This is a genomic window from Xanthomonas sp. D-109 (assembly GCF_017746095.1).
Classification (GTDB): domain Bacteria; phylum Pseudomonadota; class Gammaproteobacteria; order Xanthomonadales; family Xanthomonadaceae; genus Xanthomonas_A; species Xanthomonas_A sacchari.
This window is the reverse complement of record NZ_JAGHWV010000023.1, coordinates 32,115-55,730: the sequence shown is the minus strand read 5'-3', so window position 1 is coordinate 55,730 and position 23,616 is coordinate 32,115. Positions and strand designations below refer to the sequence as shown.

Sequence of the window (23,616 nt, the reverse complement as noted above, 5' to 3'; positions counted from 1 at the left end):
TCCTACAACGGCAGTTCACAGCGCTCCCTAGTGACAGCGTGCGTCAGTCCGACAAAGCCACGTAACCCTGCAGCGCAGTCCGCACCGCATACAGCGTGTCCATTCGCGGTACCGGATGCAGCAGCCGTTGCAGTATCCGGCGCCGCTGCGGCAGGCGCACCCAGTCCTGGCCCTGCAGCCACAGCTGGGTGCGGATCATCTCGGCGCGTTCCTGCCGGCTTTCCGCCGAGGGCTGCAGGCGCTGGCGCAGATAGTCGACCACCTCGCGGCCCGAGCGCGCCCACTCAATGCCCGGCAGTGCCGGCAGCCATAGCTGCGAGCACGATGCCGCAGTCAGGTCCAGCCCGCGCGCGTGCAGCCGCAGCAGCGGCGGGCAGTGCGCACGCAGTCGCTGCAGGACCGCCGATGGAATCGCTGCGCGGTAGTAACGCAGCATCAACCGCAGCGGTGGCCACGCCCACCAGGCATCGGCGCCGATCAGCATCTGCCAGTCGCTGGCGCGCATGTGCGGCGCCAGCAGGGCCAGGTCGTGCAGGTGCATCAACCGCAGGCTGCGGCTGCACAGTCCGCCGGCCGCGTGCAGCAGCAGGTGGCGCATCAGCGCGCCGTTGCTCGGGTAGGGGTTCAAGCCGGGCGTGCCGTCGCGCGGCAGGATCGCGGTGCCGAGATCGACAGTGCGCAACGGCAGCCGTTCCTGGATGCGCACGTGCAGTTCGATGTTGATCGGCGTGTCGCGGTGCTCGCCCAGGCCACCAACCGCCTGTACCTGTGCCGGCCGGAAGGTCTGGTGCTTCCACTGCGCGAACTCGGCCGCATAGCCCAGCGCGCCCAGCAGCGTCGCAGCGCGCTCGGCGTCCTCGGGGCGCACCAGCAGGTCGATGTCCGCCATTGGCCGGTCGCCGGGCCGATACAGGCCCAGCGCATGCAGTGCCGCCCCCTTCAGCGGCACGATCGCCAGGCCGGCAGTCTGCGCCAGGGCGTCGATCCGCTGCAGCAGGGCGGCGATGCGCTGGTAGCGCTGCGCCACATGCTCGCGCTGTCCGTCGAGGAACGCGCGCCAGGCCCGGTCCGGCCACTGCGTGCGCTGGCTCAGCAGTGGCGCCACGCCGTGCGCGACCGCCGCTGCCGCCGCCAGTTGCCAATGCAGGCCGTGCCACGCCGGCATCGGCGCGCCTGGGCGCGCCAACTCGTGCGCCAGGGTCTCGGTCGCCCGGCGCAGGCCCCGACCGATGCGCCGCAACGGCAGGTGCGCAGGCGTGGCCGCGGATGCCGTTGCCGGCAGATCGGCCGCCACGGCCGGGGACGCTGGCGTCGCCAGGTCGTTCATGCGCGTTGCACCAACGGGATGCGCCGGCTGCCGGCGGCGGCGACCGCTTTGGCCGCCGGCGCGGGCGGTGGCTCGGTCCGATGCTGCGCCTCGCGTGCGATCAGCGCGTCCCAGTCCGCTTCCAGCGTCGCCCGGTCCTGCGCGTGCACCGGCGCCGGACACGCATCCTCGCGACATTGCAGGTCCACCTGCCGGTGCAACAGATCGCGCACCTGGCGGTAGAACGCCGAGTCGTAGGCGCCACGGAACATCATCGCCAGGTCGTCGCTGTCCTGCCAATGCGTCTTGCGCCCGAGCTGGTCCTTCACCTGCTGGTAGAACACGGTGCCGGGCAGGGGGTAGGACACGCTGACGCCGATGTCGTCCGGGCGCGCCTGCGCCACCAGCCGCCGCGTGGCGAGGATGTCGTCCAGTTGCTCGTCCAGGTAGCCGAGCTGCAGGAAGAAGCCGACGCGGATGCCCTGCGCGCCGAGGCGCCGGCGCGCGGCGATCACGCCCTCCACGTCGGTGCCCTTGGTCATCTTGTCGAGGATGCGCTGGCTGCCGCTCTCCGCGCCGATCCAGGCCTCGCGGCAGCCGGCCCGTGCCAGGGCCGTGGTCATGCGCTCGCTGCACAGGTCGGCGCGGGTCTGGATGGTGAAGGGCACCGCGCCATCGGCGGCGGCCAGTGCGTCGGCGAAGTCCTCCACCCAGTCGACGTGGAAGCCGAAGATGTCGTCGGCCATCCACACATGGTCGGGTGCGAAGCTGCGCTTGAGCTGGATCATCTCCGCGGCCACGTCCTGCGCCTCGCGGCGCTTGTAGTGATTGCCCCAGATCGGCTTGGCGCACCAGTTGCACCGGAACGGGCAACCGCGCGAGGCGGCCATGTTCAGGCTGAAATGGCCGTGCCGCTGCTGCCAGAACGTGCGATAGCGCGCGATGTCGAGCAGGTCCCAGGCGGCGGTGACCGACAGCCGCGTATCCGGCGGCCGCGCGCCGATCTGCGCGCGCCTGAGTTGCGGCGCCACGGCGCTGGCGACCTCGGCGATGCCGGCCACCCAGTGCGCCGGCGCGATGTCCGGTTCCGCCTGCAGGCGCGCCACCAGTTCCAGCAAGGCCGCGATGCCTTCGCCGATCAGCACCGCGTCGGCACCGGCGGCAAGAAACGCGTCCGGGTGATCCGACGCATCGGAGCCGGCGACGATCACCCGGCTGCCGCTGGCGCGCGCTTCGGCGATCATCCGGCACGCGGCCTCGCGCATCCGGCTCAGGCACATCTTGGTGAGGAAGTTGAAGTTGTCCTCGTAGAACACCACCAGGTCCGGCCGCTGCACGCGGACGGCGTGGTCATAGTCCTCCACGCCTTCGGCCAGCATTGCGTCGAACAGCGTCACCGCGTGCCCGTGCTGGCGCAGCAGCGCCGCCACCTGCAGCGTGGCCAGCGGTGGGTAAGGTTTTCCACGCTCCCATTGCTTGGGGTCGTAGCGCAGGAAGTAGGCGTGGCTGACCTGGATCTTGAGCATCGGCGAAAGGTCTCGTTCGGCGCCGCGGGGGAGGGCGCATGCAGCGATGGCCGCGCGCAGGTGGCCGTGGCGGTAGGTGCCGGGGCTGTGCCGTTTGGTTGCGCGAAAGACCGGCGTTCGCCCGCGCAACCTTTGGCCACGGCAGGCGCACCCACGCTGCATCCATTCAAGCGATCTTTTTCCGATGCAGCGATCGACCGCGCGTGTTCTGGACGTGGAACCAGGCGAACACGCCGCACCTGTCGTCGCCGTTGACGGCGCGTGCGATCCGTTCCACACCCAGCTGCGCCGCCCGCACACGCTCAGCAAGCAACTGCTCGGCGGCCGCTTCCACTTCGAGAGCAACAGCACGGCCCTGCTGGCGCTGGTGGAGGCCGCCTTCGGCGCGGTGCCGGCGCACCGCCTGCCGGAGAGCGCGTCGTTCCGTATCGAACTGACCCTGGTGGACCGCGGCGAGGCCCCCTACGCGCTGGCGGTGGAGCCGCCACCGGTGCAGACCCATTCCGGCGCCGGCGTCCTGAGCGGGGTGATCGATGCGCGCAACTACGTGGTGCTGGTGCCCGAGCAGGGCAGGGCGCTGCTGGTGGTGTCCGAGGACATGCTCGCCCACGCCTACCACGTGCGTTACGAACTGATCGAATTCGCCGTATTCGTGCTCGCCGCGCGCGGCATGCAACTGGTGCCGCTGCACGGCGCCTGCGTCGGCCGCGACGGCCGCGGCGTGCTGCTGCTCGGCGGCAGCGGCGCCGGCAAATCCACCCTGGCCCTGCACAGCCTGCTGCGCGGACTGGAGTTCCTCGCCGAGGACGCCCTGTTCGTTGCCCCGCAATCCCTGCTCGCCACCGGCATCGGCAATTTCCTGCACCTGCGGCCGGAACTGCTGCGCCTGCTCGACCCGCAGACCCGCGCCTGGATCGCCGCGGCGCCGATGATTCGCCGCCGCAGCGGAGCGCTCAAGCACGAGGTGGACATCCGCCACGGCGAGGGACGCCTGGCACCGGCGCCGTTGCGGCTGGTCGCGGCCGTCTTCGTTTCGGCCACCATCGCGGCCGATCCGCAGCGGCTGCTGCAGCCGGTGCCCGACGCCGATATGGCGGCACGCCTGGCTGCGGACCAACCCTACGCCGCGGGCCAGCCGCACTGGCCGCTATTCGCCCGCCAATTGCAGCGGCTGGGCGTGTACGAGCTGCAGCGCGGCGCTCATCCGGAGGCCTCGGTCGATGCGCTGCAGACGCTGCTGGCCTGACGATCCGCGCCGCACGACGAAGGCGGCGATGCGCACCGCTGGCGCGTGCCGATGAGCGCGCGCCCGGATCCGGCCTCGCACTTGCTGCGCGCCTTCATCGCCGTGCTCGGCCGTGCCGAGCGCCTGCGCATCGCCTGGTACGTGCTGCTGTCGCTGCTCGGCGCGCTCGCCGGCGCGCTTGCCGCGGTCGCGCTGGTGCCGCTGGTGCAACCCGGCCATGTGCTGACCCTGGCCGGCCACGCCCTGCCGCTGCCGGAGCGCTTCTTCGCGCAGACCTTGCTGTTCGTCGCCGCCAGCAGCGGCTTCGCCCTGCTGCGTTGGTGGGGCACGCGCCTGGCCGCGGACCTGGCCAGCCGCCACGCGCTGGACCTGCGCCGGCAGGTGCATGCGCGGCTGCTGCAGGCGCCATTGCCGGCGCTGGCCGATGCCAGTTCGGCGGAAATCGCCAACCTGCTCACCTACAACGTCGAGATCGTGGTGCAGGGCTTCAGCGCGCTGCTGCAGTTGCTGGTGGCGGCGATCACCGCGGCGGTGAGCCTGGCCGCCGCGTTCCTCGTCTCGCCGATGTTGGTGCTGGCACTGCCGCCGCTGCTGGCGCTGGGCCTGCTCGCCTTCCGCATCGCCGGCCACGAACAGGCCCGGGTCAGCCGCGAGTACGTCGCCGACATGACCCGGCTGTTCTGGCTCAGCGAGGACTTCCCGCGGCGCCTGCGCCACGTGCGCTCGTTCGCACGCGAGGCGCGCGAGCAGGAAGCCTACGAGGCGATCGCCGGCCGGCTGGCGCATGGCTATGCGCGGCAGCAGGCGCTGGTGGCCTCCGGTCGCTTGGTGCTGGAACTGGCGGCGGTGGCCGCCATCGCCGCGATCATGCTGCTGGCCGGGGTGTGGCATGGCATCGATCGCGGCGCATTGATTACCGTCGGCCTGCTGCTGGGGCGGCTGCTGCCGTACCTGGTCTCGACCCGGCAGAGCGTGCAGCAACTGCGCTCGGCCGCCCCGGCGTTGGAACTGTGGCACCGCTACGTCGCGCTCGGCACGCCATCCCCGGCGTTGCAGCGTACGGGAGCGGCCACGCCCCCTGCAGGGACCGTGGCGACATCGCCGTCGCCGATCCAGATCGAACGTATCGGTCTGGCGCCGCCGCTGGCCGCGGTGGCTTTGACCGACCTGGTGCTGGCACCAGGCACGCTGACCCTGATCAGCGGCGCGTCCGGGGTCGGCAAGAGCAGCCTGATGGACGTATTGGCCGGCATGGTCGCGCCCCCGCAGTTCGCGGCCCACTGCGATGGCCGCGCGCTCGACTTCGCCAGCTATCGGGCCGAACTGCAACCCCTGGCCTACGTCGCCCAGGGCGTGCGGCCCTGGCAGCACACCGTGCGGCAGTGCCTGGCCTGGGCCGCACCGACCGCAAACGAGGCGGCGATGTGGGAGGCCCTGCGCGACGTCGGCCTGGCCGCGCGCCTGCAGGGCGGCACCGGCCTGGACACCGCCGTGCATGGCGCCGGCGCGCGCCTGTCCGGCGGCGAACTGCAGCGGTTGCTACTCGCCCAGGTGCTGCTGCGCCGACCGCGCGTGGCCTTGCTCGATGAAGCCACCAGCGCACTCGACGCCGTCGCCGAACAGCAGGTGCTGAGCATGCTCCGGCGCCGCCTGCCGCAGACGGTGCTGGTGGCGGTTTCGCATCGGCTTGGCCTGTCTGCCATCGCCGACCAGTGCGTGATGGTGCAACGCGCCACGTTCGCTCCGTTGCTGCTGGCGGACCGGGCTTCCTGAGCCAACCGCACTCCGCCGAGATCGCTTTCGTCCACAGCGCCATCCTTCTTTCAGCCCGCTACAACGCTTCATCTCTTCGCAACAGACAACCGCGGGTTTTCCGCCCGCGCAAAAAAACAAAACCCCGCAAGCGGGGTTTTGTTTTCAAGCAAAGGACCTGCGAGCTGCGCTCAACCCTGCGGAAGATCGCACTTCATCTTTCCATCCACGTAGTACGGCTTGGGCACGTCCGGATTCTGGCTGGTCTTCTCGAACACCACCTCGAACGAATTGGGGTCCGGCTTGCCCTTGCGTTCGGTGCAGGCGTCCTGCAACTTCTTCTTGACCGCGGCGATGCCGGCGTCGCGGTTGGCACCGTCGGCGCTGTTGGTGAGATTGGCGACCTCGGCGAAGGCCGGCGAGGCGAGGCCCAGCAGGCTTCCTGCGAACACGAGTGCGTGCAGCTTCTTCATGGCGTCTCCTTGTGTGTGGGTGTCCGTACGCAATTGGAGGCATGCGTCGCCGCGCACGCGGCAATGCCTGGCGCAGCGGGCGCCTTCCAGCGCGGGGCTAGGATAGGGAGCGCTGGTTAAGACTTCGTGGGGATGGCGGCGCAACGGCGTTGCTGCAGCATGCGACAGGTCAACGCAGCGCATGGACGTGGCGCTGTGTCTGCGGGCCGAGCGCATGCTGCGACACGCGCCGGCCCGCCCATGGATGCACACGCCGCAGGACGACTCAGCGACTACTCCGTACGCGGCGCCTCGTAGTTCTGCCCAGGCTGCAGCGTGGTCACGTAGGGGCCGTTCCAGTCGCGGTCGAAGATGCGCGTCAACGTCTCGGCCGGTCCCTTGCCCTTGACGAACACCGAAGCATCCACCGCGGTGTTGAAGTAGCTCCATTCCCAGTTGCCGGTGCCGATGACGCTGCTGCGGTCGTCGGCCACCGCGTACTTGGCATGCTCGACCCGCGCATACGGAATGAAGCCCTGCGGCGCCGGCGGCAGGCGGCTGAACTTCACCGTGATGTTGGGCAGCGCAGCCAGGCTCTTCAGGTACGCCTGCATCGGTTCGCGCAGCGCCCAGTCGGCGACGATGATGTGCACCTGCACGCCACGTGCGGCGGCGTCGCGGATGGCGCCGTCGACCGGCGCCCACCAGCCCTTGGGCCCGAAGCTGCGGATCGCCGAGAGCGTCATCACCTGGATGCGCAGCGCATGCTGGCTGGCGCGGATCATCTCGACCAGCGCCGGCTCCTCGGCGCTGACCCAGACCGGCTGCAGCGCCGGGGGGCTGAACGCGGGGAAGGCGACCAACGGCGCGTCGCTGCGGGCATCCAGCAGCACCGGATCGGTAGCGGTGACCGGCGCGAAGTCCGGCGGCTGCACGCCGCGCGCCTTCGCCTTGGCCAGATCGCCTTCGTCGGCCAGGCGCCAGCTGTAGTCGAAACTGGCGGCGAAGGTCTTGGCGAAGCGCGCATCGTCGATGCGCGCGCCGATCTCGTGGATCTGCTCCAGCGCCCGCCAGTCCCAGTTCTGGCTGCCGACGAACACGCTGGCGTCGTCGACGATCATGTACTTGGCGTGCAGCACGCCGCCGGTCAGCGTGTCGACCGGCAGCACCCGCACGGTGATGCCCGGCACCTTGCACAGCCAGGCGACGCTGTCCGGGTTCTTGGCCAGGAAGGTGTGGTCGACCAGCAGGTGCACCGCCACGCCGGCACGGGCGCGCGCGGCCAGCGCGTCCAGCACTGGGGTCAGTCCTGTGCCGGGCTTCTCGGAGATGTAGAACGCGGCGATGTCGATGCGCTGCCTGGCGCCGTTGATCATCGCCAGCCAGGTCTGCTGGGTGCGCGGCACGTCGGGTTCGCCGTAGACACTGGCCTCGGGCACGCTTTCGACGATCTGGAACTGCGAGGGCTGCGGCCGGGCCTCGGCGCCGGTGGCTGCCGACAGCAGCAGGCAGGCCATGGCGGCGGACAGGAAGCGGCGCGCGGGATGCGCGCTGGCGATGGAAGCGAGAGGCACGTTGGGTGTCCTTGCGGGAGCGTGGGAAGTGGGTGCCGGCGGCGATGCACATGCATGCTACCGGCAGCCGTCGTAGCTTGGCAGCCTGCTTTGCAGCGCACGTGTCAGTGAGATGGATCCGGCGAAGTTGGCGTTCCCGTCCAGGGGCGTCAGCGCATCAGAGTAGCGCGCGCCGCCGATGCGCACGCTGGCGGCGGCCGACCTCCATCGCTTGAAGAGTCACTGCCCTCATTGGGATCAGGGCATCGTCATGCCGCGCCACGCAGCGTTCAGCACGTCCGGCCGTGCGGCGTTCGCAGAAGGAATGCATCGCCATCCAGCGGCACCCGCGACCGCGTCGCGCTACGCGAGAGGGTTCATGCGCGACCGTCGGCGAATGCGGCCTGTGCCTGCGCGAACCACTGCAGCACCTGCTGGCGATGCGGCTCGCCCCAGCAGCGCACGAACTGCTGGGTGTGATGGTCGCTGGGGTCGTTCAGCGCGGCAATGCGTTGCGCGATATAGGCAGGCGCCAGGCGCAGGCCGCAGTCGACCTCGATGCAGTGGCGCCAGGCGGTGTAGCTGACGGGAACGATGGAAGACGACATGGAGGTTCCTTGAAGTTCGGCGCCGTGCATCGCAGGCCCGGCCTGCGAAGCGAGGCGGCGATGGCCGGATGCGAACCGCGGCTGACTGACGGCAACGGCAGGCTTGCACCCACGATCAATAGTTCACTAATGTTATAGTGTAACTCAACCGATGCACTGCATATGCGCCCTGGCATTCCCCTGATCCTGTTGTGTCTCTTCGCCAGTTCGCCGGCCGCCGCAGCGGTTCGCCACCACGGCCCGCACGTGCACGGCCAGGCCAACCTGGAGGTCGCCGTCGATGGCACCGCCGTGGACGTGCAACTCAGCGCGCCCGGCATCGGCATCCTCGACTTCGAACATCCGGCACGCGACGCCGGCGAGCGTCAGCGGCTGCAAGCTGCGGTCGCCACCTTGCGCGCTGCCGGCTGGTTGCAGTTCCCGGTCGCGGCGGCCTGTTCGCTGCGCAGTGCGCAGGTCACCACCGAGGGCTACGACGTGGCGATGGCCGATCCGGACGAGCCCGGCCACAGCCATGCCGAATTCCACGCCCACTACGCCTTCGACTGCGCGCGGCCGGCGCGGCTCGATCACCTTCTGGTGTTGCTGCCGCAGCGTTTCCCGGGGCTGCACACAGCGGTCGTGGACGTCGCCACCGCCGCCGGCCAGGGCCGCGCCGAGGTGGTCGCCGGGCAGGCCCGGGTGACGCTGCCGCAATGAGCCAGCCGCATGTGGTCGAACTGACCGAGGTGCGCTTCGGCTATCCCGGCGCCACTGCGCCGGTACTGGACATCGCGGCGTTCGCGGTCCCGCGCGGGCAGCAGCTGTTGCTGCGAGGCGCAAGCGGATCGGGCAAGAGCACCTTGCTGGCGTTGATCGCCGGCGTGCTGCAGCCCACGACGGGCCGCGTGCGCGTGGCCGGGCAGGATCTTGCGGCCTTGCGCAAGGCCGCGCGCGACCGGTTCCGTGCCGACCACTGCGGCGTGGTGTTCCAGCAATTCAACCTGCTGCCGTTCCTGAGCACCCGCGACAATATCGCGCTGGGCCTGCAGTTCTCCGCGCGCCGCGGCCGACTGGCGCCGGGCACGCAGGCGCTGGACACCGAAATCGAGCGGCTGATGGTCGCGCTGGGCCTGGACGTGGCAGCGCTGTGGTCGCGACCGGCCGCGCGCCTCAGCGTCGGCCAGCAGCAACGCGTGGCTGCGGCGCGTGCGTTGATCGCGCGGCCGCCGCTGCTGCTCGCCGACGAACCCACCTCCGCGCTCGACCCGGTCGCGGCGCAGGCCTTCCTGCAATTGCTGTTCGCCGAGTGCCGGCAGGGCGGCACCAGTTCGATCGTGGTCAGCCACGATCCGTCGATCGCGCCGCTGTTCGACGCCCGGGCCGACCTGGCCACGCTCAACCGCGCCAGCGCCGGAGGTGCGCGATGACGCTGTTGACGCTGGCCCTGGCCAGCCTGCGCAGCCGGCGCCTGGGCGTGGCATTGACGGTCTTGGTGATCACCCTGAGCGTGACGCTGCTGCTGGGCGTGGAGCGCATCCGCACCCAGGCGCACGAAGGCTTCGCCAGTACCGTCTCGGGCACCGACCTGATCGTCGGCGCGCGCTCGGGCCCGGTGAACCTGTTGCTGTACTCGGTGTTCCACATCGGCGACGCTACCAACAACGTCTCGTGGAAGAGCTACCAGGACCTGAGCGCGATGCCCGAGGTGAAGTGGGCGGTGCCGCTGTCGCTGGGCGATTCCTATCGCGGCTACCGCGTGGTTGGCACCAGCACCGGCTTCTTCGCGCACTACCACTACGGCGCCAAGCATCCCCTCGCGTTTGCGCAGGGCAGGGCGTTCGACGACCTCTACGATGCGGTGATCGGCGCCGACGTCGCCGCCGCGCTCGGCCGCCACCTCGGCGACGAGATCGTGCTGACTCACGGCACCGGTCGGATCAGCCTGGCCAACCATGCCGACAAACCGTTCCGGATCGTCGGGATCCTGCGCCGCACCGGCACGCCGGTGGATTCCAGCGTGCTGGTGTCGCTGCAGGCGATCGAGGCGATCCATATCGACTGGCATTCCGGCGTGCGGCTGCCGGGCCAGCACGTCAGCGCCGCGCAGGCGCGGGCGATGGACCTGACCCCGGACACCATCACCGCCTTCATGCTCGGCCTGAAGACCCGCATCGCCACCTTCTCGGTGCAGCGGCGCATCAACGAGTACCCGGAGGAAGCGATGCTGGCGATCATGCCCGGCGTCACCCTGCAACAGCTATGGGGCACGCTGGGCACGGCCGAAGGCGCCTTGCGGATGATCGCCTCGCTGGTGGTGCTGCTCGGCCTGGTGTCGATGGTCGCGCTGCTGGTGGCGACGCTGCAGGAGCGCCGGCGCGAGATGGCGATCCTGCGCGCGGTCGGCGCACGGCCGCGCGACATCGCCTGGTTGCTGCTGTTCGAGGCCGGCCTGGTCACCGTGGTGTCGTGCGCACTGGCGCTGCTGGCGCTGACCGCGGCCAGCTGGCTGGCGCGCGGCTGGGTGCTCGATCATTTCGGCCTGGCGATCAACCGCATCGCACCCAGCGCGGCGGAATGGGGCTGGCTCGGCTGCGTGCTGCTGGCCGGCGTGCTCGCCGGCATCGTGCCGGCCCTGCTGGCCTATCGCCGCACCCTGGCCGATGGCCTCTCGCCGGACTTGTGAACATGACGCGCTGGATCCTTTCCTTGCTGGCGCTCGCGATGCTGTGCGGCTGCGGCCGGCAGCAGCAACCCGCCGCTCCGAGAAAAGCGCAGAAAACAGCGGCGGCGCAGCCGGCACCGGCCAACGACGCGGCGATCAACCCGCCACTGGGCGAGCCCGATGCCGATGGCTATCGCGAGCTGGACTGGAGCGCGATGCTGCCGCCGGCCGAACTGAAGGCGCTGGAAAACAGCGAAGAACCAGCGGTCGACCACACCGGCAAGCGTGCGATGCCGCAGACCGGTACCTACAACACCGTGGCTGCCGTGCTGGCGCGCAAGGTACGCCTGCCGGGCTACGTGGTGCCGCTGGACAGCGACGATGCCGGCCGCGTGCGCGAGTTCCTGTTCGTGCCGTACTACGGTGCCTGCATCCACGTGCCACCGCCGCCGCCGAACCAGATCGTGCATGTGCGCCTGGACACTCCGATCGACCCGCCCGACATGTACAGCCCGTTCTACCTGAGCGGCCAACTGCGCGCGGAAACCCTGCACGGCGAACTCGCCGGCACCGCCTACACAATGGAGCAGGCGCACCTGCATCCTTATGAAAAAAGCTGATCGCCATTTCCTGCTGGCCGCGGTGCTGTGCCTGCTGGCGGGCTGCCACGGTGATGGCGGGAAGCAGCCGGACGCCACGCCGACACCATCACCGGCAGCGACGCACGCGACCGCAGCAGCCGACGCCGTCCCGGGCACAGTGGAACGCTGGGAACAACTGGCGCCGGCCAACGACATCTACCAGCGCCCGCCGCCGCGGATCGGCACGGCCTGGCGCGGCGACGCCGCGGTGATGGACCAGGCGGCGCCGGTCGACGATGGCCCGTCCGTGGTCAACGGCATGCCGATCGACCACTCTGGCACCCAGCGCGCCGCCCAGTTCGGTTCGTCGCAAGTGGTGAAGGGCCTGGAAGGCAAACGTTTCGCCCTGGACGGCTACGTGGTGCCGCTGGAAAGCGACGACCAGGGCAAGGTCAGCGAACTGCTGTTCGTGCCGTTCTATGGCGCCTGCATCCACGTGCCGCCACCGCCACCGAACCAGATCCTGCACGTGGTGCTGCGCACCCCGATCGACGTACCGGAGCTGTGGGACCCGTTCCATCTGCAGGGGCGGCTGCATCTGGCCGACTTCAAGGCCGATATCGCCAATGCCACCTACGAGGCGGAAGACGCCACGATCACGCCGGTGCAGGGCTGAGGGCGCGGGGCGATGCGCCTGAAGTCGCCGATGCTTTTGGCGATCACGATCGCTACCTGTGGCGTCGTCGTTGCCGGTGGCGTGCTGTTGGCATTGCGCGCACTCGGGCACGTGGCGCCGACACCGCGTGCTGCTGCGACCACGGCGATCCACCCGCCAACTGTGCCCGCATTTCATGTCGCGCCATTGTCCGAAGATGCAGCCGACAAGCGCATCACCACACTGCTGCACAGCGATCCCGCATTCGCGCGCGACGCCACATTCCTGATCGCGGCCAGCGTCCGCGAACGCTGCGCACCGGCTCATTCTGGTGAACTGGCGAAGATGGCCAACCGCGCCCGCCTGCCGTTGCTGGTCGCAACGTCCGAGGTGACGGCACGCGAACCCGACCTGGACCAGCCGATCTACCAGGCGATCCAGCGCATCGCCGCCGCCGCACCGTGCGGCCGCGCGCTCGACCTGACGGCGACCGGCCTGCCGCTGCAAGTGGACCCGGAACGGTATGCGGCAACGTTCCCCGACAGCTACTACCAACCGACGCTGGACATCGTGCCGCACGAGTACGCCGGCCAACCGTTGGGCGCCCGCGCGGCGCAGGAATGCCAGTCGATCGCCTACGCGGTGCTGCCGCTGGGCCGGGATGGCTGGCAGTGCAAGGCGCTCTGGTCCGGCATGCGCCCGCGGATCGTCAAGGCCTGCGAGCAGGCCCGCAGCGAAGCCGGACAGGGGGCAGGTGAGGCGATTCCGCCGGAAGTCGCGAACCGGCTGACGCCGGTGGTGGCGGGGTTGCTGGAGAAGTTGCCGGAATCCTGTCGCTGAGCGTGGTTGCTTCTGTACTGCGAATGTCAACGGCTGCAAACAGCAGGAGCAGGGCAGGACAGCAGTTCGCGCAGCAACTGATCAGGCACGCTTCCCACGCCGCGTTGTTGATTTGGCGGTCACCTGGGATGGCCCATCAAACCCCTGCAACCGCACCTGGATGAACTCCAGCAACGCCCGGACCCGCGCAGTGACCGAGTGACGGTGACTGTAGGCACCAAGCAATTGCAGCGGGGCAGGGCGTAGATCCAGCGGCACTTCCTGCAACCTGCCTGCGGCAAGATCTTCCTGGCACGGGTAGGCCGCAACGATCGCAAAGCCGAGACCCTGGCGCGCGCCGGCCACCGCGAGTTCCCCGCTGTTGACGCGATAGCGGCTGCGCACGGGCACCTTCACGATCTCGCCCGCAGGATCGAGAAACTGCCAGGGCTGCCCCTTCAGTGCGCTCACGGTGGTGATGCACGGCAGGGACTTGAGTTCGCGCACATGGCGCGGCATTCCGGTTTGGGCCAGGAGCACGGGGGACGCGACCACGATGCTGGGCAAGGTCGCCAGTTCGCGGGTGATGAACGCGCTGTCGTCCTGACGCCCCCGGTGGAAGACGATGGAGAGATCCATGTCCTCGCGCAACACCTCCAGGCCGGTCAGGCGCGTGTCGCATTCCAACTCGATGCCCGGATGGAGACTGCAGAATTCCGCGAGGATCGGCGCGAGCAGCCTGGGCGCTTCGTTGGGCATGCACATCCTGAGGGGCCCCTTCAATTCGCGCTGGACTACGCCAAGCTCCTCCTCCGTGGCCAGCAAGGCGTCGAGGACCGGCTTGGCGCGCGCATACACCAGCTTTCCGGCTTCCGTCATGCGCAGATGGCGCGTGCTGCGTTCCAGCAAGCGCACGCCCAGCCTGCGCTCCAGCGCCGCGACGTGACGGCTGACGTTGGACGACGGCAACGCCAGCAGGCGCCCAGCCCCGGAAAAGCTCTGCGCGTCGACGACGGCCACATAGACGCGGACTGCATTGAGGTCGAGGTCGCTGCGCACCATTATCCCAACTGGGGTATGAAACCCCACCATTTTCGCATGCTAGTTGGCGGAATTGGCGAGGTCCAAGATGCACTCCCGTCCAACGGCTGCCCTTCAGGGGCACGCCTGGACCAATTGAATCGGGATGCATCGGCATGGAAATCGGAATACTGGGGGGCGGCATCGCAGGCTTGAGCGCGGCCCTCGCGTTGCACAAGCAGGGGCACACCGTCCGCGGCTATGAACGCCGGAACGGGCCGGCCACCATGGGCGCTGGCGTGACGCTTTGGCCCAACGCGGGCTTTGTGCTGCAAGAACTCGGATTGTTGGAGGATGTCGGGGCGGTGGGCGGTCGGCCAGTGTCGGTACACCGCAAAGACGCATCGGGTAACGCGCTGGGAGGCCTGGACATCACACTGCTGGACCAACTCATGGGCTACCCGACCCACACGATCCTGCGCCGCGACCTGCAGGCGGTACTGCTCGACCACGTGGAACGCGCTGGTATCCAGGTGGAGTTCGGGCATCGAGCCATCGCGATCGACCTGGATGCCGGCGGCAAGGCCGTGGCGCGGTTCGAGAACGGGAAGAGCATCTGTCCGGATCTGCTCATTGGCGCGGATGGCCGCATGGGCTCGGTGGCGCGCAAGTTCGTTGCAGGCGACAACACGCCCATCTACCAAGGGTTCGTGAACTGGATCGGCGTTGCCCAGGGAAGTGGCCCGTTGCTGAGCGACATGGCGATTCATGACTACTGGGGGGCTGGCGACCGTTTCGGCTGCGTCCCGATCCGGACGGATCTGGTGTACTGGGCCGCCGCGCAGGCGCGGCCATTGCCCGAGGCGACGCCAGCGGCGGAGATGCGCAAGGAACTGATGGATCTGTTTGCAAGATGGCCGGAGCCGGTCGCCCGCCTCATCGAAGCCACGCCGGCGCAGGCCATCCAACTGATTGCTGTGCACGACGTGGATCCGCTGCACACATGGAGCCGAGCGAACGTGCTGCTCGTCGGCGATGCGGCGCACGCGCCACTGCCGACCTCGGGCCAGGGCGCATGTCAGGCGTTGGAAGACGCCTGGCATCTGGCGCGGTGCCTCGAAGCGGCAGACGGCGCGCTGGATCAAGCATTGCCGCGCTTTGCCGCAATCCGTGGACCCAAGACCACCAAGCTGGCAGAGCAGGGCAGACTGTTCGCGCGCGGCCTGTTCGCTCAAGACCCCGAAACCTGCCGTCTCCGCAATGAGCGCGCCAGGGCGTCCGATCCATTGCGTGATGCGCAGGCCATGGCGGCGGGATGGTCGCAGGGGTTGCCGATGGCCGACTGCATTGACGGGACGCCGGCGAGCGGCGCTGGCAGTCTGTATCGCCTATGACAGACGATCTTCATCGAGCGTCGCATGGCATTCTGGCCGCCCGAGCCCGCTATCAGCAGTCTGTCGCCTCTCGCAGGCTCGGTGTCCCACGTGTTCGCCCGCTTTTAGTGGGAGAGAAAGTGCGGGCTAAGCCCGAATGCATGTCAACGAGGGCGCCCAGTCTTCAGCTGCCCCGCAGCTCTGAGGAGCCCAAGCGCCCACTCGACGCGGTCTGATGCAGTGTCGACCAGGTTGCTGGGGTGTTCTCCCAGCAGCGCCCGAAGTTGATGCGGAGCGAACACCAGGTCGACGAAGTAGCTCGCCAACGACGAGGGGTCGGCAGGTTGATCGGGACCATCGAGAATCGCCATGCGGACGCGCTGCAGCCCGCCCTCCCAGCCGATCCGGTTGACCTCAGCGGCAAGCGCCGGCGCTCGGATGGAGGTGCCGACGACCAAGCGCATCATGGCCACTGTCTCGGGCTGCAAGGCATGCGCGAGTATTCCTTGACCTGCGAGCCGTAGCCGCCCCTCCAGATCCATGGGGATGCTGGCAGTGGCGGGCACGGGCTGCGTCTCGACATCACGACGAATCACCGCCTCGAAGATGGCGTCCTTATTGGCATAGCGGGCATAGAGGCTCGCCTTTCCCGCACCCGCCAATCGCGCAATGTCTTCACACGAGGTGTCCTCGAAGCCGCGCTCCAGGAAGAGCCGCAAGGCCGCGTCGAGTAGGCGCCGATCGACATCGCCCGCCTTTTCAAGCGGCGGCCTCCCGCCTTTGGATTTCTGCTTCGTAGCCTTCATCGGCGAAAAGTTACACGCCACTTGCGTTTTCAACAACTGAACGATAACGTTCAGTTTTTCGCTGCGTGCGCTCTCTGGCCAGCACGATGCATGGCAGCCGATGTGACAGGACGCTTGTTCTGTCGCAGTCCCCCATCCGCCGCTTTCGGCGCAAAAAATTCAAGCGAGAACAATGTGTCGAACACCGGTTTGAATTCGCAGGTTGTCGTCGCCGGCGCCACCGGCGATCTTGGGTGCCGAATTGCCTTCGCCCTGAAAGAGCGGGGCGCCGCGGTAGTCGCACTCGTGCGGGATGGAGCAGGACCGGACCGCGTTGCGGTGTTGGAACGAGGTGGCATCCAGATTCGGCGTGTCGAACTGGATGACGACGAAAGGCTCCGCGACGCGATCAAAGGCGCCATCTGTGTTGTTTCCGCGCTCAACGGGCTGGAAGGCGTCGTGCTGGGCCAACAAGGAAAGCTATTGCAGGCTGCGGTTTCCGCAGGCGTCCCTCGCTTCATCCCGTCTGATTTCTCGCTGGACTACACAAAGACGCACCCAGGCGACAATCGAAACCTGGATCTGCGCCGTCGCTTCAGAGAGCACTTGGATGCCGCGCCAATTGCCGCCACATCTGTTCTCTGTGGCGGCTTTCTGGAACTCCTTGAAGGCAGTGCACGCCTCGTTGTTCCGGGCCGCCGCGTGATGCATTTTGGCGACGCAGGCCAGAAGCTCGATTTCACTGCCAAGGATGATGTCGCCAGCTACACCGCTGCCGCTGCGCTGGATCCCGATTCGCCGCGCGAGCTGCGGATTGCAGGCGACACCATTTCGCCACGCGACATCGCACAGCTGCTCACCCAGCTGACCGGCGAACGGTATCGGACACTCAGGCCGGGCGGACTCAAGACGCTGTCTGCGATCATCGGCATCGTTAAGGCGCTGACACCAACCAGCGATGCTCCATTCCCGCCGTGGCAGGGCATGCAGTATCTGCGCGACATGATGAGTGGGCGTGGCAAGTTGACCCAACTGGATAACGACCGCTACGGCGCGCGATCTTGGCAGACCGCTCGCCAGACCCTGGCCAGAACGTATGCATCGGGAGCCTGAAATGACGGACGCCATTGCACCATTGCAGATCCACGTCGCGCAGTCAGAGCTGGACGACCTCCAGCAACGTCTCAGGCAAACCCGCTGGCCCAGTGCGGAAACGGTAAGCGACCAGAGCCAGGGCCCACAACTCGAGCGCATGCGGCGTCTGGTCGACCGGTGGCAGACTGGCTACGACTGGCGCGTGACAGAGACGCTTCTGAATGACTGGAACAGCAGTCGCACCACCATTGACGGACTGGATATCCATTTCCTTCATGTGCGCTCCCCGGAACCGGACGCGCTTCCATTGCTGTTGACGCATGGATGGCCGGGATCCATTCTTGAGTTTCGTGAGGTCATCGGCGCACTGAGTGACCCGGTAGCCAATGGCGGCAAGGCGTCGGACGCCTTTCATTTGGTGATCCCGTCGTTGCCCGGCTTTGGTTTCTCCGGGAAACCCGTCGCCCGCGGATGGGGAGTAGAGCGAACGGCGATGGCATGGATCCAGTTGATGTGCCGGCTGGGCCACGGCGAGCGTTGGGGGGCTCAGGGTGGAGATTGGGGCAGTGCGATCACGACAGCACTTGGATTCATGCAGCCACCAGGCTTGGTCGGCATCCATCTGAACATGGTGATGTTCGACCCGAGCGCAGAGGAGATCGCCAACGCCACACCTGCTGAGCAGAGGATGCTCGACGACGCCAAGCGCTACCACACGGAATTTTCCGGCTACATGCGGCTTCAGAGCACCCGGCCGCAATCGGTGAGTTTCGGCCTGGCTGATTCTCCGGCGGGCTTGGCTGCGTGGATCTATGCGCTCTTCCAGGACGTCTCCCAAAGCGACGGCGAACCTGAGAAAGTGTTCGACTTGGACCAGCTCATCGACGACATCATGATGTACTGGCTCCCCAACGCAGGCCCGAGCTCCGCGCGTTTCTATTGGGAAGCCGCGCATGAAGCTGGGACGGCGATGCCTGCGCACGCCATGCGGACGCCGACGGGCATCAGCGTGTTTCCAGGAGAACAGGTGCGCATTTCCCGGCGATGGGCAAAGGCACGCTTTGAGGATCTACGTTTCTTTGGAGAAGCGGATAGAGGCGGGCATTTCGCTGCGATGGAAAATCCATCCGCATTCACTGAGCACGTGCGAGAGACCTTTCGGTCGCTTCGGTGATGGTTGGCGAATGATCTGGGCACGATCTCGCGGTCAAAGCTTCCGCTCGTAGAGCAACTTGACTCCAGTCGTCGTATCCACGCTATAGAGTCGCGAGATGCTGCCAGTACCATCCGTATAGGTATTGGTTTCGGTTTGCGGTTGGTGAAGCGCATTGGAGATGGTGAAGGTGAACTTCGATGCCTCGTCGAGCTTCCACTGCGCGAACAGATCCAGCGTTCGCACAGGACGCGAACTCATATCCCAGCGATCTGTCACTCGGCTGCGATTGCCACCTTGGTAGCTGAAATCAAGACCCAGCGACAAGGCGGTGCTAGGACGCCAGGTCGCTCCGAGGGTGCCGCTGAGCGGGATCTGTGTGGCAAGTCGGTTTCGCGGTCCTGGAATACTGTCGACTTGCGACCAATTCCGCGTCAAGTTCCCCTGCAGATCCACGTCCGCTCTTGCATTTTGCCACACATCCTTCAAGGCGAATTTTGTTTCGAGCGTAAGACCATGCGCCTGCGCACGCCCGGAATTCACCGGGCTGACGATCCAGATGCCATCGCGCTCGAGCAACAGGTCGGTGGTGACATCGTCGATCGAGCGCGCGTAGGCGCTGAGGCTCGTCATGCCGCCATCGCCAAAGTAGTGTTCGTATGCCACATCCAATCCCCAGGCGATCTCCGGACGCAAATCCGGGTTGCCTTCTTGGTCAGGATTGGTGGGGCCGTTCGCATTGTTGACGGTGTATCGACGCGGGACCAGGCGTGTGGGTGCAGGTGCGCTGAAGGTGCGCGCAATCCCGATGCGGAACTGATCCTGCTCGTCGGCCCACGGCTTCCATAGCAACTGGCCAATTGGACTGAACACGCTTGATCGGTTGCCGACCGAGTCGATGGTGCGGCCGGACACTGCGGTATCGAAACCCTCCCAGCGCACCCCGACGTAGACCTGCAGCGTGGGTGTCGCTTGCCACTCGTCCTGACCGTACAGCGCGATTCGGCTCACATCGGCGGTGTAGTCTTCGTCGACGATGCCCAGCAGCGTACCCTGCGCCGAACGGTCCTGTTGCAGTCGATGTTCCTGTCGCCGGGTGAACGCTCCATCCCAGCCGAACGCCAAGCCATGATCCTCGCCGATATGCGTGAGGTACTTCCCCACACTGGTGACGCTGCTATCCACCGCATCGGACACGATGAACCTGTCTAGTGCGAGGACATCACTTGGTGCATAGCCGAGAAACGAAAAATCCGTATCGCGCTTGAGATAGGTTGCTCCTAGCTTGACACTCAAGGAATCGCTATCGTTTACATTGTGCATCCAGTCGATGTCGGAACGGCCGGACCAAGTGCGTGAGCGATTGATCCACAGATTGTAGGGATAGTCGGATGGGCCGCCAAGAATCGTGGTTTCCCTGCGGTTGCGCTGCCACTGCTCATCGTCGTGCTGCAGCAGCGACTGCCAGGACAGCGTGTCGCCATTGTCGAATGTCCAATTCAGGCGCGGCGCCAGACTCACCGTATCCAGTTGGTCCTCGTAGCGTTCGCGCGTATCGCGCAACGCGACCTCCGTTGCGGATGCGTCGAGTTCGCGATCGATGATGCGGCCGCCAACACGATCGCTGGTGCGGCTTCCGCTGGCGGTGAGTGACCAGGCGAAATCCTCGGTTTTGTCGGAGAGCAGAAGGCTCAGCGACGGTGTCCATCCAGAACCGTTGCGGCCGGCAGAAAGTTTCAGAACGCGCTGGGTAGAACGGGTGTTCTTACGCAGCACGATGTTGATGGTGCCGACGATCGAACGGGTGCTGTACTCGGCCACCGGCGTAGGAAGGATCTCGATGCGCTCGATCAGTTCCGGGGCGATCGAATCGATTGAGAAATCGGAAGCAACGGGAGTGCCGTCCACCAATATCTGGATGTAGCCCGAGCCAAGACCGCGCATGCGGATCCCGTCGGTTGGAGACACCGTGATGCCGGGAAGACGACGCATCACGCTGCTCAGACTGTCATCGTTGTGCTTCAGGATCTCGGTTCGGTCGATCACGATCCGGTTTGTGGCTTCCGTACGACGCTGTTCGACCGTGGTGGTTCCGGTCACCTTGACCGCTTCGAGTTCCGTCGGCGTGTCCGTGGTCTGGATGGGGGCCGGCGCTGTGCTCTGGGCGAATGCGAAGCCAGGGGTGATCAATGTCAGGGACAGGGCATGGCGACAGAGACGGAGCGGACGGCGCGGCCAGGCTCGAGGCTTCTTCATTGCGGAGGCATTCTGGGGCAGCGAAGGCGAGGGACCCGTCTGCACAAGCGCCGACAGGAGTGGATCAGTGTCGATGGAGCGAAACAGTGGTGATGCGCCGAACTCGCTTGGCGCCCGATCGCCCACGGCCAGCAAGGGGTGATCCGCTTCGTCAGCATGCACATTCGACATCCTTGTCCTCATTGTCGCGCCTCTTTGCGGCGTGCTGCACAGATGCTAGCACGTGTCTACAAAAGCAGACGCGGGCGCTGCTATGCTCGATCGGGAGCTGTCGAGGCGCATTCGCACGCCGGAATGCATGCCAGTTCGTGCATTCATGCCGATGTCTTTTGAATGTCTTACAAGCGAAACGGCTCCGATTGGAATGGCCCAGGACTGGGCGCATGCGCAAAGCTGTGTCAAAGACGATGGAATCGTGAAGGTCGGTGAAATGGAGTCGCTCTTTTCATGCGGTTTTTGTAGCCTGGGCATGCGTCGCGCGGAAGTAGTCGCAGGTGCGCCCGACGAAGTTGACGCCTTTTCCCAAGGTAGTCGTCGGGGGCATTCAGATGTCGTCCCTTGAGTGCCGCGGCGCGATTGGTGCTGCGCGTACCGCAGCCACAGAGCACTGGATCTGCCGCGAGCCGCTGTCGCTCGAATTAGGGGGCGTGCTTCCCTCTTTTACCCTGGCATATCGCACCTGGGGGGAGCTTTCCGAAGCCGCGGACAATGCGGTGATCGTGTGCCACGCATTGACCGGTTCCGCAGACGCCGACGATTGGTGGAACGATCTCTTCGGCCCGGGACGAACGCTGGATCCTGAGCGCGACTTCATCGTATGCAGCAATGTGCTCGGAGGCTGCTATGGCAGTACCGGGCCGGCGTCTCCGGGCCCGGATGGAGTTCCCTATGGTCGTCGCTTCCCAGCGCTGACCATCCGCGATCAGGTGATCGCACAGATGCGACTTGCCGATGCGCTGGGGATTCGTAGCATCGCATTGGTCGTTGGTGGATCGATGGGGGGACTTCAGGTCTTCGAGTGGGCGTTGCTCGACCCTGAGCGAGTACGCTCCATCGCGGCGATCGCCGCCAGCGCGAGTCATTCGGCCTGGTGCATCTCGTGGAGTGAGACGCAGCGGCTGGCATTGCGCGCCGACCCGCGGTTTCGCAATGGCGACTATGCTCCTGATGCGCCTCCGGTCGCCGGGCTCGGTGCAGCGCGTGCCATTGCGATGACCACATACCGGTCGCCGACCACGTTGTCACAGCGTTATGGCCGCACCGACGGCGCGACGGTGTTCGGCGAGCGTGCGCTGGCGCCTGACGAATTTGCCGTGCGTTCGTGGCTGCGTCACCATGCGGAAAATTTCTGTGAACGTTTCGATGCAAATTGCTATCTGGGCCTGATAGACGCCATGGATCGGCACGACATCGGTCGCGGGCGCGGCGGTGTCGACGCGGCGCTGCGCCGCATTGTGCAGCCGACCATGATCGTTGCCGTTTCCAGCGACGCTCTTTATGTGACGTCCGACCAGCTTGCCATTTGCGAGCACCTCAGCGATGTGCGCTTCGTGGAAATCACCTCCGACCATGGACACGATGGCTTCCTCATCGACGCTGCGCAAATCGATCCTTACCTGGTGAGCTTTCGCGGCCGGCATGGCCGCATGGTGCAGTCGATGCCAGAGCAGGCAACGGGTATTGTGTGAACATCGAGGCGCTCCCCACTGTAGCTCCGCATCCGTCCGCCTCGCTTCGCGCGATCGACATGGTGCTTGTCGGGGCCCGGGGGCAGGTCGGCAGCGCGTTTCGCGCTCAACTCGCGCGACAGGAGCTCGTGCTGCGCCAGGAAGGCATTTACCTGCGCCTGCTGGCGGCGTTCGATCGCCGGGGCTTCGCCTTCGATGCGGCGGGCCTGGTTCCGCAAGGGGTGGTCGAACAGATGCGGCCGCGCGAAAAGGGCGATCGTGATCGTCTGCTCGACCTTCTGTGTGCGACGCGCGTGAACAGGGCAATCGTGATCGACTGTACTGCCAGCGACGACATTGCGGATCTTTACGCAGGGCTTCTCGGGAGTGGTGTTGGTGTGGTCGCCGCCAACAAACGCGCCAATTCCCGTGATCTGGCGACCTACCAGCATCTGCAACGACTCGCGCGAGACTATCGTGCCCCATATCGGTACGAGACGACCGTCGGTGCAGCGATCCCGCTGCTCGGGCCATTGCGCGACCTGCGGCTGCGCGGAGAACGCGTGCGCTCGATTCATGGCGTACTGTCCGGCTCGCTGAGCTATATCCTGCATCGAATGCATGAAGGAAGTTCGTTCTCCTGCGCGGTGCGAGAAGCGCGCGAACTGGGCTATACCGAACCCAATCCACTCGAAGACTTGTGTGCTGTGGATCTGGTGCGAAAGGTACTTGTATTGGCTCGCGAGGCGGGCTTCATGCTGGAGTATGATGCCGTGTCGGTCGAGCCGTTGAGCGCCTTGCATGATGTTCCTCCCGACGCCCTCTTCAACGCCTTGGCTGAAGAGGACGCCCTTTGGGGGAGACGGATCGCGGTGGCGCGTGCGCGAGGCGAGCGCTATGTCGTGATCGCGCAAATCGACGGGGACGGCGGGCGCATCGCGTGCCGCCCCATTCCGGAGAACGATGCCTTCGCGCAACTGGCGCCTGGCCAGAACCTCGTCAACATTCGTACCGACTTGCAGGATCGCGTGCCGCTCAGTGTCAGCGGTGCCGGTGCGGGCGTGGAAATCACCGCAGCCGGCGTGCTCAGCGATGTCATCGCTGCCGCACGCGGAATGCCCTGAG

The 23,616-nt window shown here is 66.6% G+C and carries 21 protein-coding genes; 13 read left to right on the top strand and 8 right to left on the bottom strand.

All coding sequences use genetic code 11. From position 1 onward, the window contains the following. Positions 1 to 43 precede the first annotated feature (43 nt). Positions 44 to 1,327, bottom strand: a complete 1,284-nt coding sequence (locus J7357_RS17975) for a nucleotidyltransferase family protein (RefSeq protein WP_209248569.1) — start codon at positions 1,325 to 1,327, stop codon at positions 44 to 46. Next, entirely contained in the window at positions 1,324 to 2,832 is a 1,509-nt protein-coding gene (locus J7357_RS17970; RefSeq protein WP_209248567.1) for a radical SAM protein, read from the bottom strand. Before J7357_RS17970 ends, J7357_RS17975 begins: the two co-directional genes overlap by 4 nt. Before the next feature lie 184 nt (positions 2,833 to 3,016). On the opposite strand from J7357_RS17970, the gene J7357_RS17965 reads away from it, so the two are divergent. Together J7357_RS17965 and J7357_RS17960 are read left to right on the top strand one after the other, a co-directional pair. Further along, entirely contained in the window at positions 3,017 to 4,078 is a 1,062-nt protein-coding gene (locus tag J7357_RS17965) for a serine kinase (RefSeq protein ID WP_209248566.1), read from the top strand. Between the two features lie 51 nt (positions 4,079 to 4,129). Next, the gene (locus tag J7357_RS17960) at positions 4,130 to 5,851 is read left to right on the top strand and encodes an ABC transporter ATP-binding protein (protein ID WP_209248564.1); all 1,722 of its coding nucleotides are present in this window, start codon (positions 4,130 to 4,132) and stop codon (positions 5,849 to 5,851) included. 170 nt (positions 5,852 to 6,021) lie between these two features. Here J7357_RS17960 and J7357_RS17955 read toward each other — a convergent pair whose 3' ends face one another. The 3 genes from J7357_RS17955 to J7357_RS17945 all read right to left on the bottom strand — a co-directional run bounded on the left by J7357_RS17955 (position 6,022) and on the right by J7357_RS17945 (position 8,443). Continuing rightward, entirely contained in the window at positions 6,022 to 6,303 is a 282-nt protein-coding gene (locus J7357_RS17955; protein ID WP_209029302.1) for a hypothetical protein, read from the bottom strand. Between the two features lie 272 nt (positions 6,304 to 6,575). Next, positions 6,576 to 7,856 (bottom strand): phospholipase D-like domain-containing protein, encoded by a 1,281-nt coding sequence (locus tag J7357_RS17950; RefSeq protein WP_343237429.1) that lies wholly within the window; start codon positions 7,854 to 7,856, stop codon positions 6,576 to 6,578. A 356-nt stretch (positions 7,857 to 8,212) separates the two neighbouring features. Then, positions 8,213 to 8,443: a hypothetical protein gene (locus J7357_RS17945; RefSeq protein WP_209248562.1), complete on the bottom strand. Its 231-nt coding sequence runs from the start codon at positions 8,441 to 8,443 to the stop codon at positions 8,213 to 8,215. A gap of 162 nt (positions 8,444 to 8,605) precedes the next feature. Here J7357_RS17945 and J7357_RS17940 point away from each other — a divergent pair, with 162 nt between their 5' ends. Genes J7357_RS17940 through J7357_RS17915 form a run of 6 tightly spaced genes read left to right on the top strand, consistent with a single transcriptional unit; the run spans position 8,606 to position 13,163 of the window. Continuing rightward, positions 8,606 to 9,142, top strand: coding sequence for a DUF2796 domain-containing protein (locus tag J7357_RS17940; protein WP_244667641.1), 537 nt, complete (start codon positions 8,606 to 8,608; stop codon positions 9,140 to 9,142). Beyond that, the gene (locus J7357_RS17935) at positions 9,139 to 9,852 is read left to right on the top strand and encodes an ATP-binding cassette domain-containing protein (RefSeq protein ID WP_209248560.1); all 714 of its coding nucleotides are present in this window, start codon (positions 9,139 to 9,141) and stop codon (positions 9,850 to 9,852) included. The genes J7357_RS17940 and J7357_RS17935 overlap by 4 nt, the downstream gene beginning before the upstream one ends. Before the next feature lie 2 nt (positions 9,853 to 9,854). Then, positions 9,855 to 11,108 carry an ABC transporter permease gene (locus J7357_RS17930; RefSeq protein WP_209248677.1) on the top strand — a complete coding sequence of 418 codons (1,254 nt, stop codon included), beginning with the start codon at positions 9,855 to 9,857 and terminating at the stop codon, positions 11,106 to 11,108. A gap of 2 nt (positions 11,109 to 11,110) precedes the next feature. Beyond that, complete coding sequence (locus J7357_RS17925; protein ID WP_209248558.1) at positions 11,111 to 11,707, top strand: DUF3299 domain-containing protein; 597 nt, start codon at positions 11,111 to 11,113, stop codon at positions 11,705 to 11,707. Further along, positions 11,694 to 12,344: a DUF3299 domain-containing protein gene (locus J7357_RS17920; RefSeq protein ID WP_244667639.1), complete on the top strand. Its 651-nt coding sequence runs from the start codon at positions 11,694 to 11,696 to the stop codon at positions 12,342 to 12,344. The genes J7357_RS17925 and J7357_RS17920 overlap by 14 nt, the downstream gene beginning before the upstream one ends. 12 nt (positions 12,345 to 12,356) lie before the next feature. Further along, the gene (locus J7357_RS17915; RefSeq protein WP_244667638.1) at positions 12,357 to 13,163 is read left to right on the top strand and encodes a hypothetical protein; all 807 of its coding nucleotides are present in this window, start codon (positions 12,357 to 12,359) and stop codon (positions 13,161 to 13,163) included. An 81-nt stretch (positions 13,164 to 13,244) separates the two neighbouring features. Here J7357_RS17915 and J7357_RS17910 read toward each other — a convergent pair whose 3' ends face one another. Then, positions 13,245 to 14,204, bottom strand: a complete 960-nt coding sequence (locus J7357_RS17910) for a LysR family transcriptional regulator (RefSeq protein ID WP_209248556.1) — start codon at positions 14,202 to 14,204, stop codon at positions 13,245 to 13,247. A 134-nt stretch (positions 14,205 to 14,338) separates the two neighbouring features. Between J7357_RS17910 and J7357_RS17905 the strand changes: the two genes are divergently transcribed. Next, complete coding sequence (locus J7357_RS17905; RefSeq protein WP_209248554.1) at positions 14,339 to 15,556, top strand: FAD-dependent monooxygenase; 1,218 nt, start codon at positions 14,339 to 14,341, stop codon at positions 15,554 to 15,556. A 143-nt stretch (positions 15,557 to 15,699) separates the two neighbouring features. Here J7357_RS17905 and J7357_RS17900 read toward each other — a convergent pair whose 3' ends face one another. Next, a complete protein-coding gene (locus J7357_RS17900) occupies positions 15,700 to 16,341 on the bottom strand; it encodes a TetR/AcrR family transcriptional regulator (RefSeq protein WP_209248552.1) in 642 nt (213 codons plus the stop codon). 90 nt (positions 16,342 to 16,431) lie between these two features. Here J7357_RS17900 and J7357_RS17895 point away from each other — a divergent pair, with 90 nt between their 5' ends. Then, a complete protein-coding gene (locus tag J7357_RS17895; RefSeq protein ID WP_209248550.1) occupies positions 16,432 to 17,433 on the top strand; it encodes an NmrA family NAD(P)-binding protein in 1,002 nt (333 codons plus the stop codon). Between the two features lies 1 nt (position 17,434). Beyond that, positions 17,435 to 18,589: an epoxide hydrolase family protein gene (locus tag J7357_RS17890; RefSeq protein WP_209248548.1), complete on the top strand. Its 1,155-nt coding sequence runs from the start codon at positions 17,435 to 17,437 to the stop codon at positions 18,587 to 18,589. Positions 18,590 to 18,622: 33 nt separating this feature from the next. On the opposite strand, the gene J7357_RS17885 is transcribed toward J7357_RS17890, so the two are convergent. Next, on the bottom strand, positions 18,623 to 20,995 hold the full coding sequence (locus tag J7357_RS17885; RefSeq protein WP_209248546.1) for a TonB-dependent receptor: 2,373 nt from the start codon (positions 20,993 to 20,995) through the stop codon (positions 18,623 to 18,625). Positions 20,996 to 21,372: 377 nt separating this feature from the next. Between J7357_RS17885 and metX the strand changes: the two genes are divergently transcribed. Both metX and J7357_RS17875 read left to right on the top strand, forming a co-directional pair. Beyond that, positions 21,373 to 22,512, top strand: a complete 1,140-nt coding sequence (metX, locus tag J7357_RS17880) for a homoserine O-acetyltransferase (RefSeq protein ID WP_209248544.1) — start codon at positions 21,373 to 21,375, stop codon at positions 22,510 to 22,512. After that, a complete protein-coding gene (locus tag J7357_RS17875) occupies positions 22,509 to 23,615 on the top strand; it encodes a hypothetical protein (protein ID WP_209248542.1) in 1,107 nt (368 codons plus the stop codon). The genes metX and J7357_RS17875 overlap by 4 nt, the downstream gene beginning before the upstream one ends. Position 23,616: the final 1 nt, after the last annotated feature.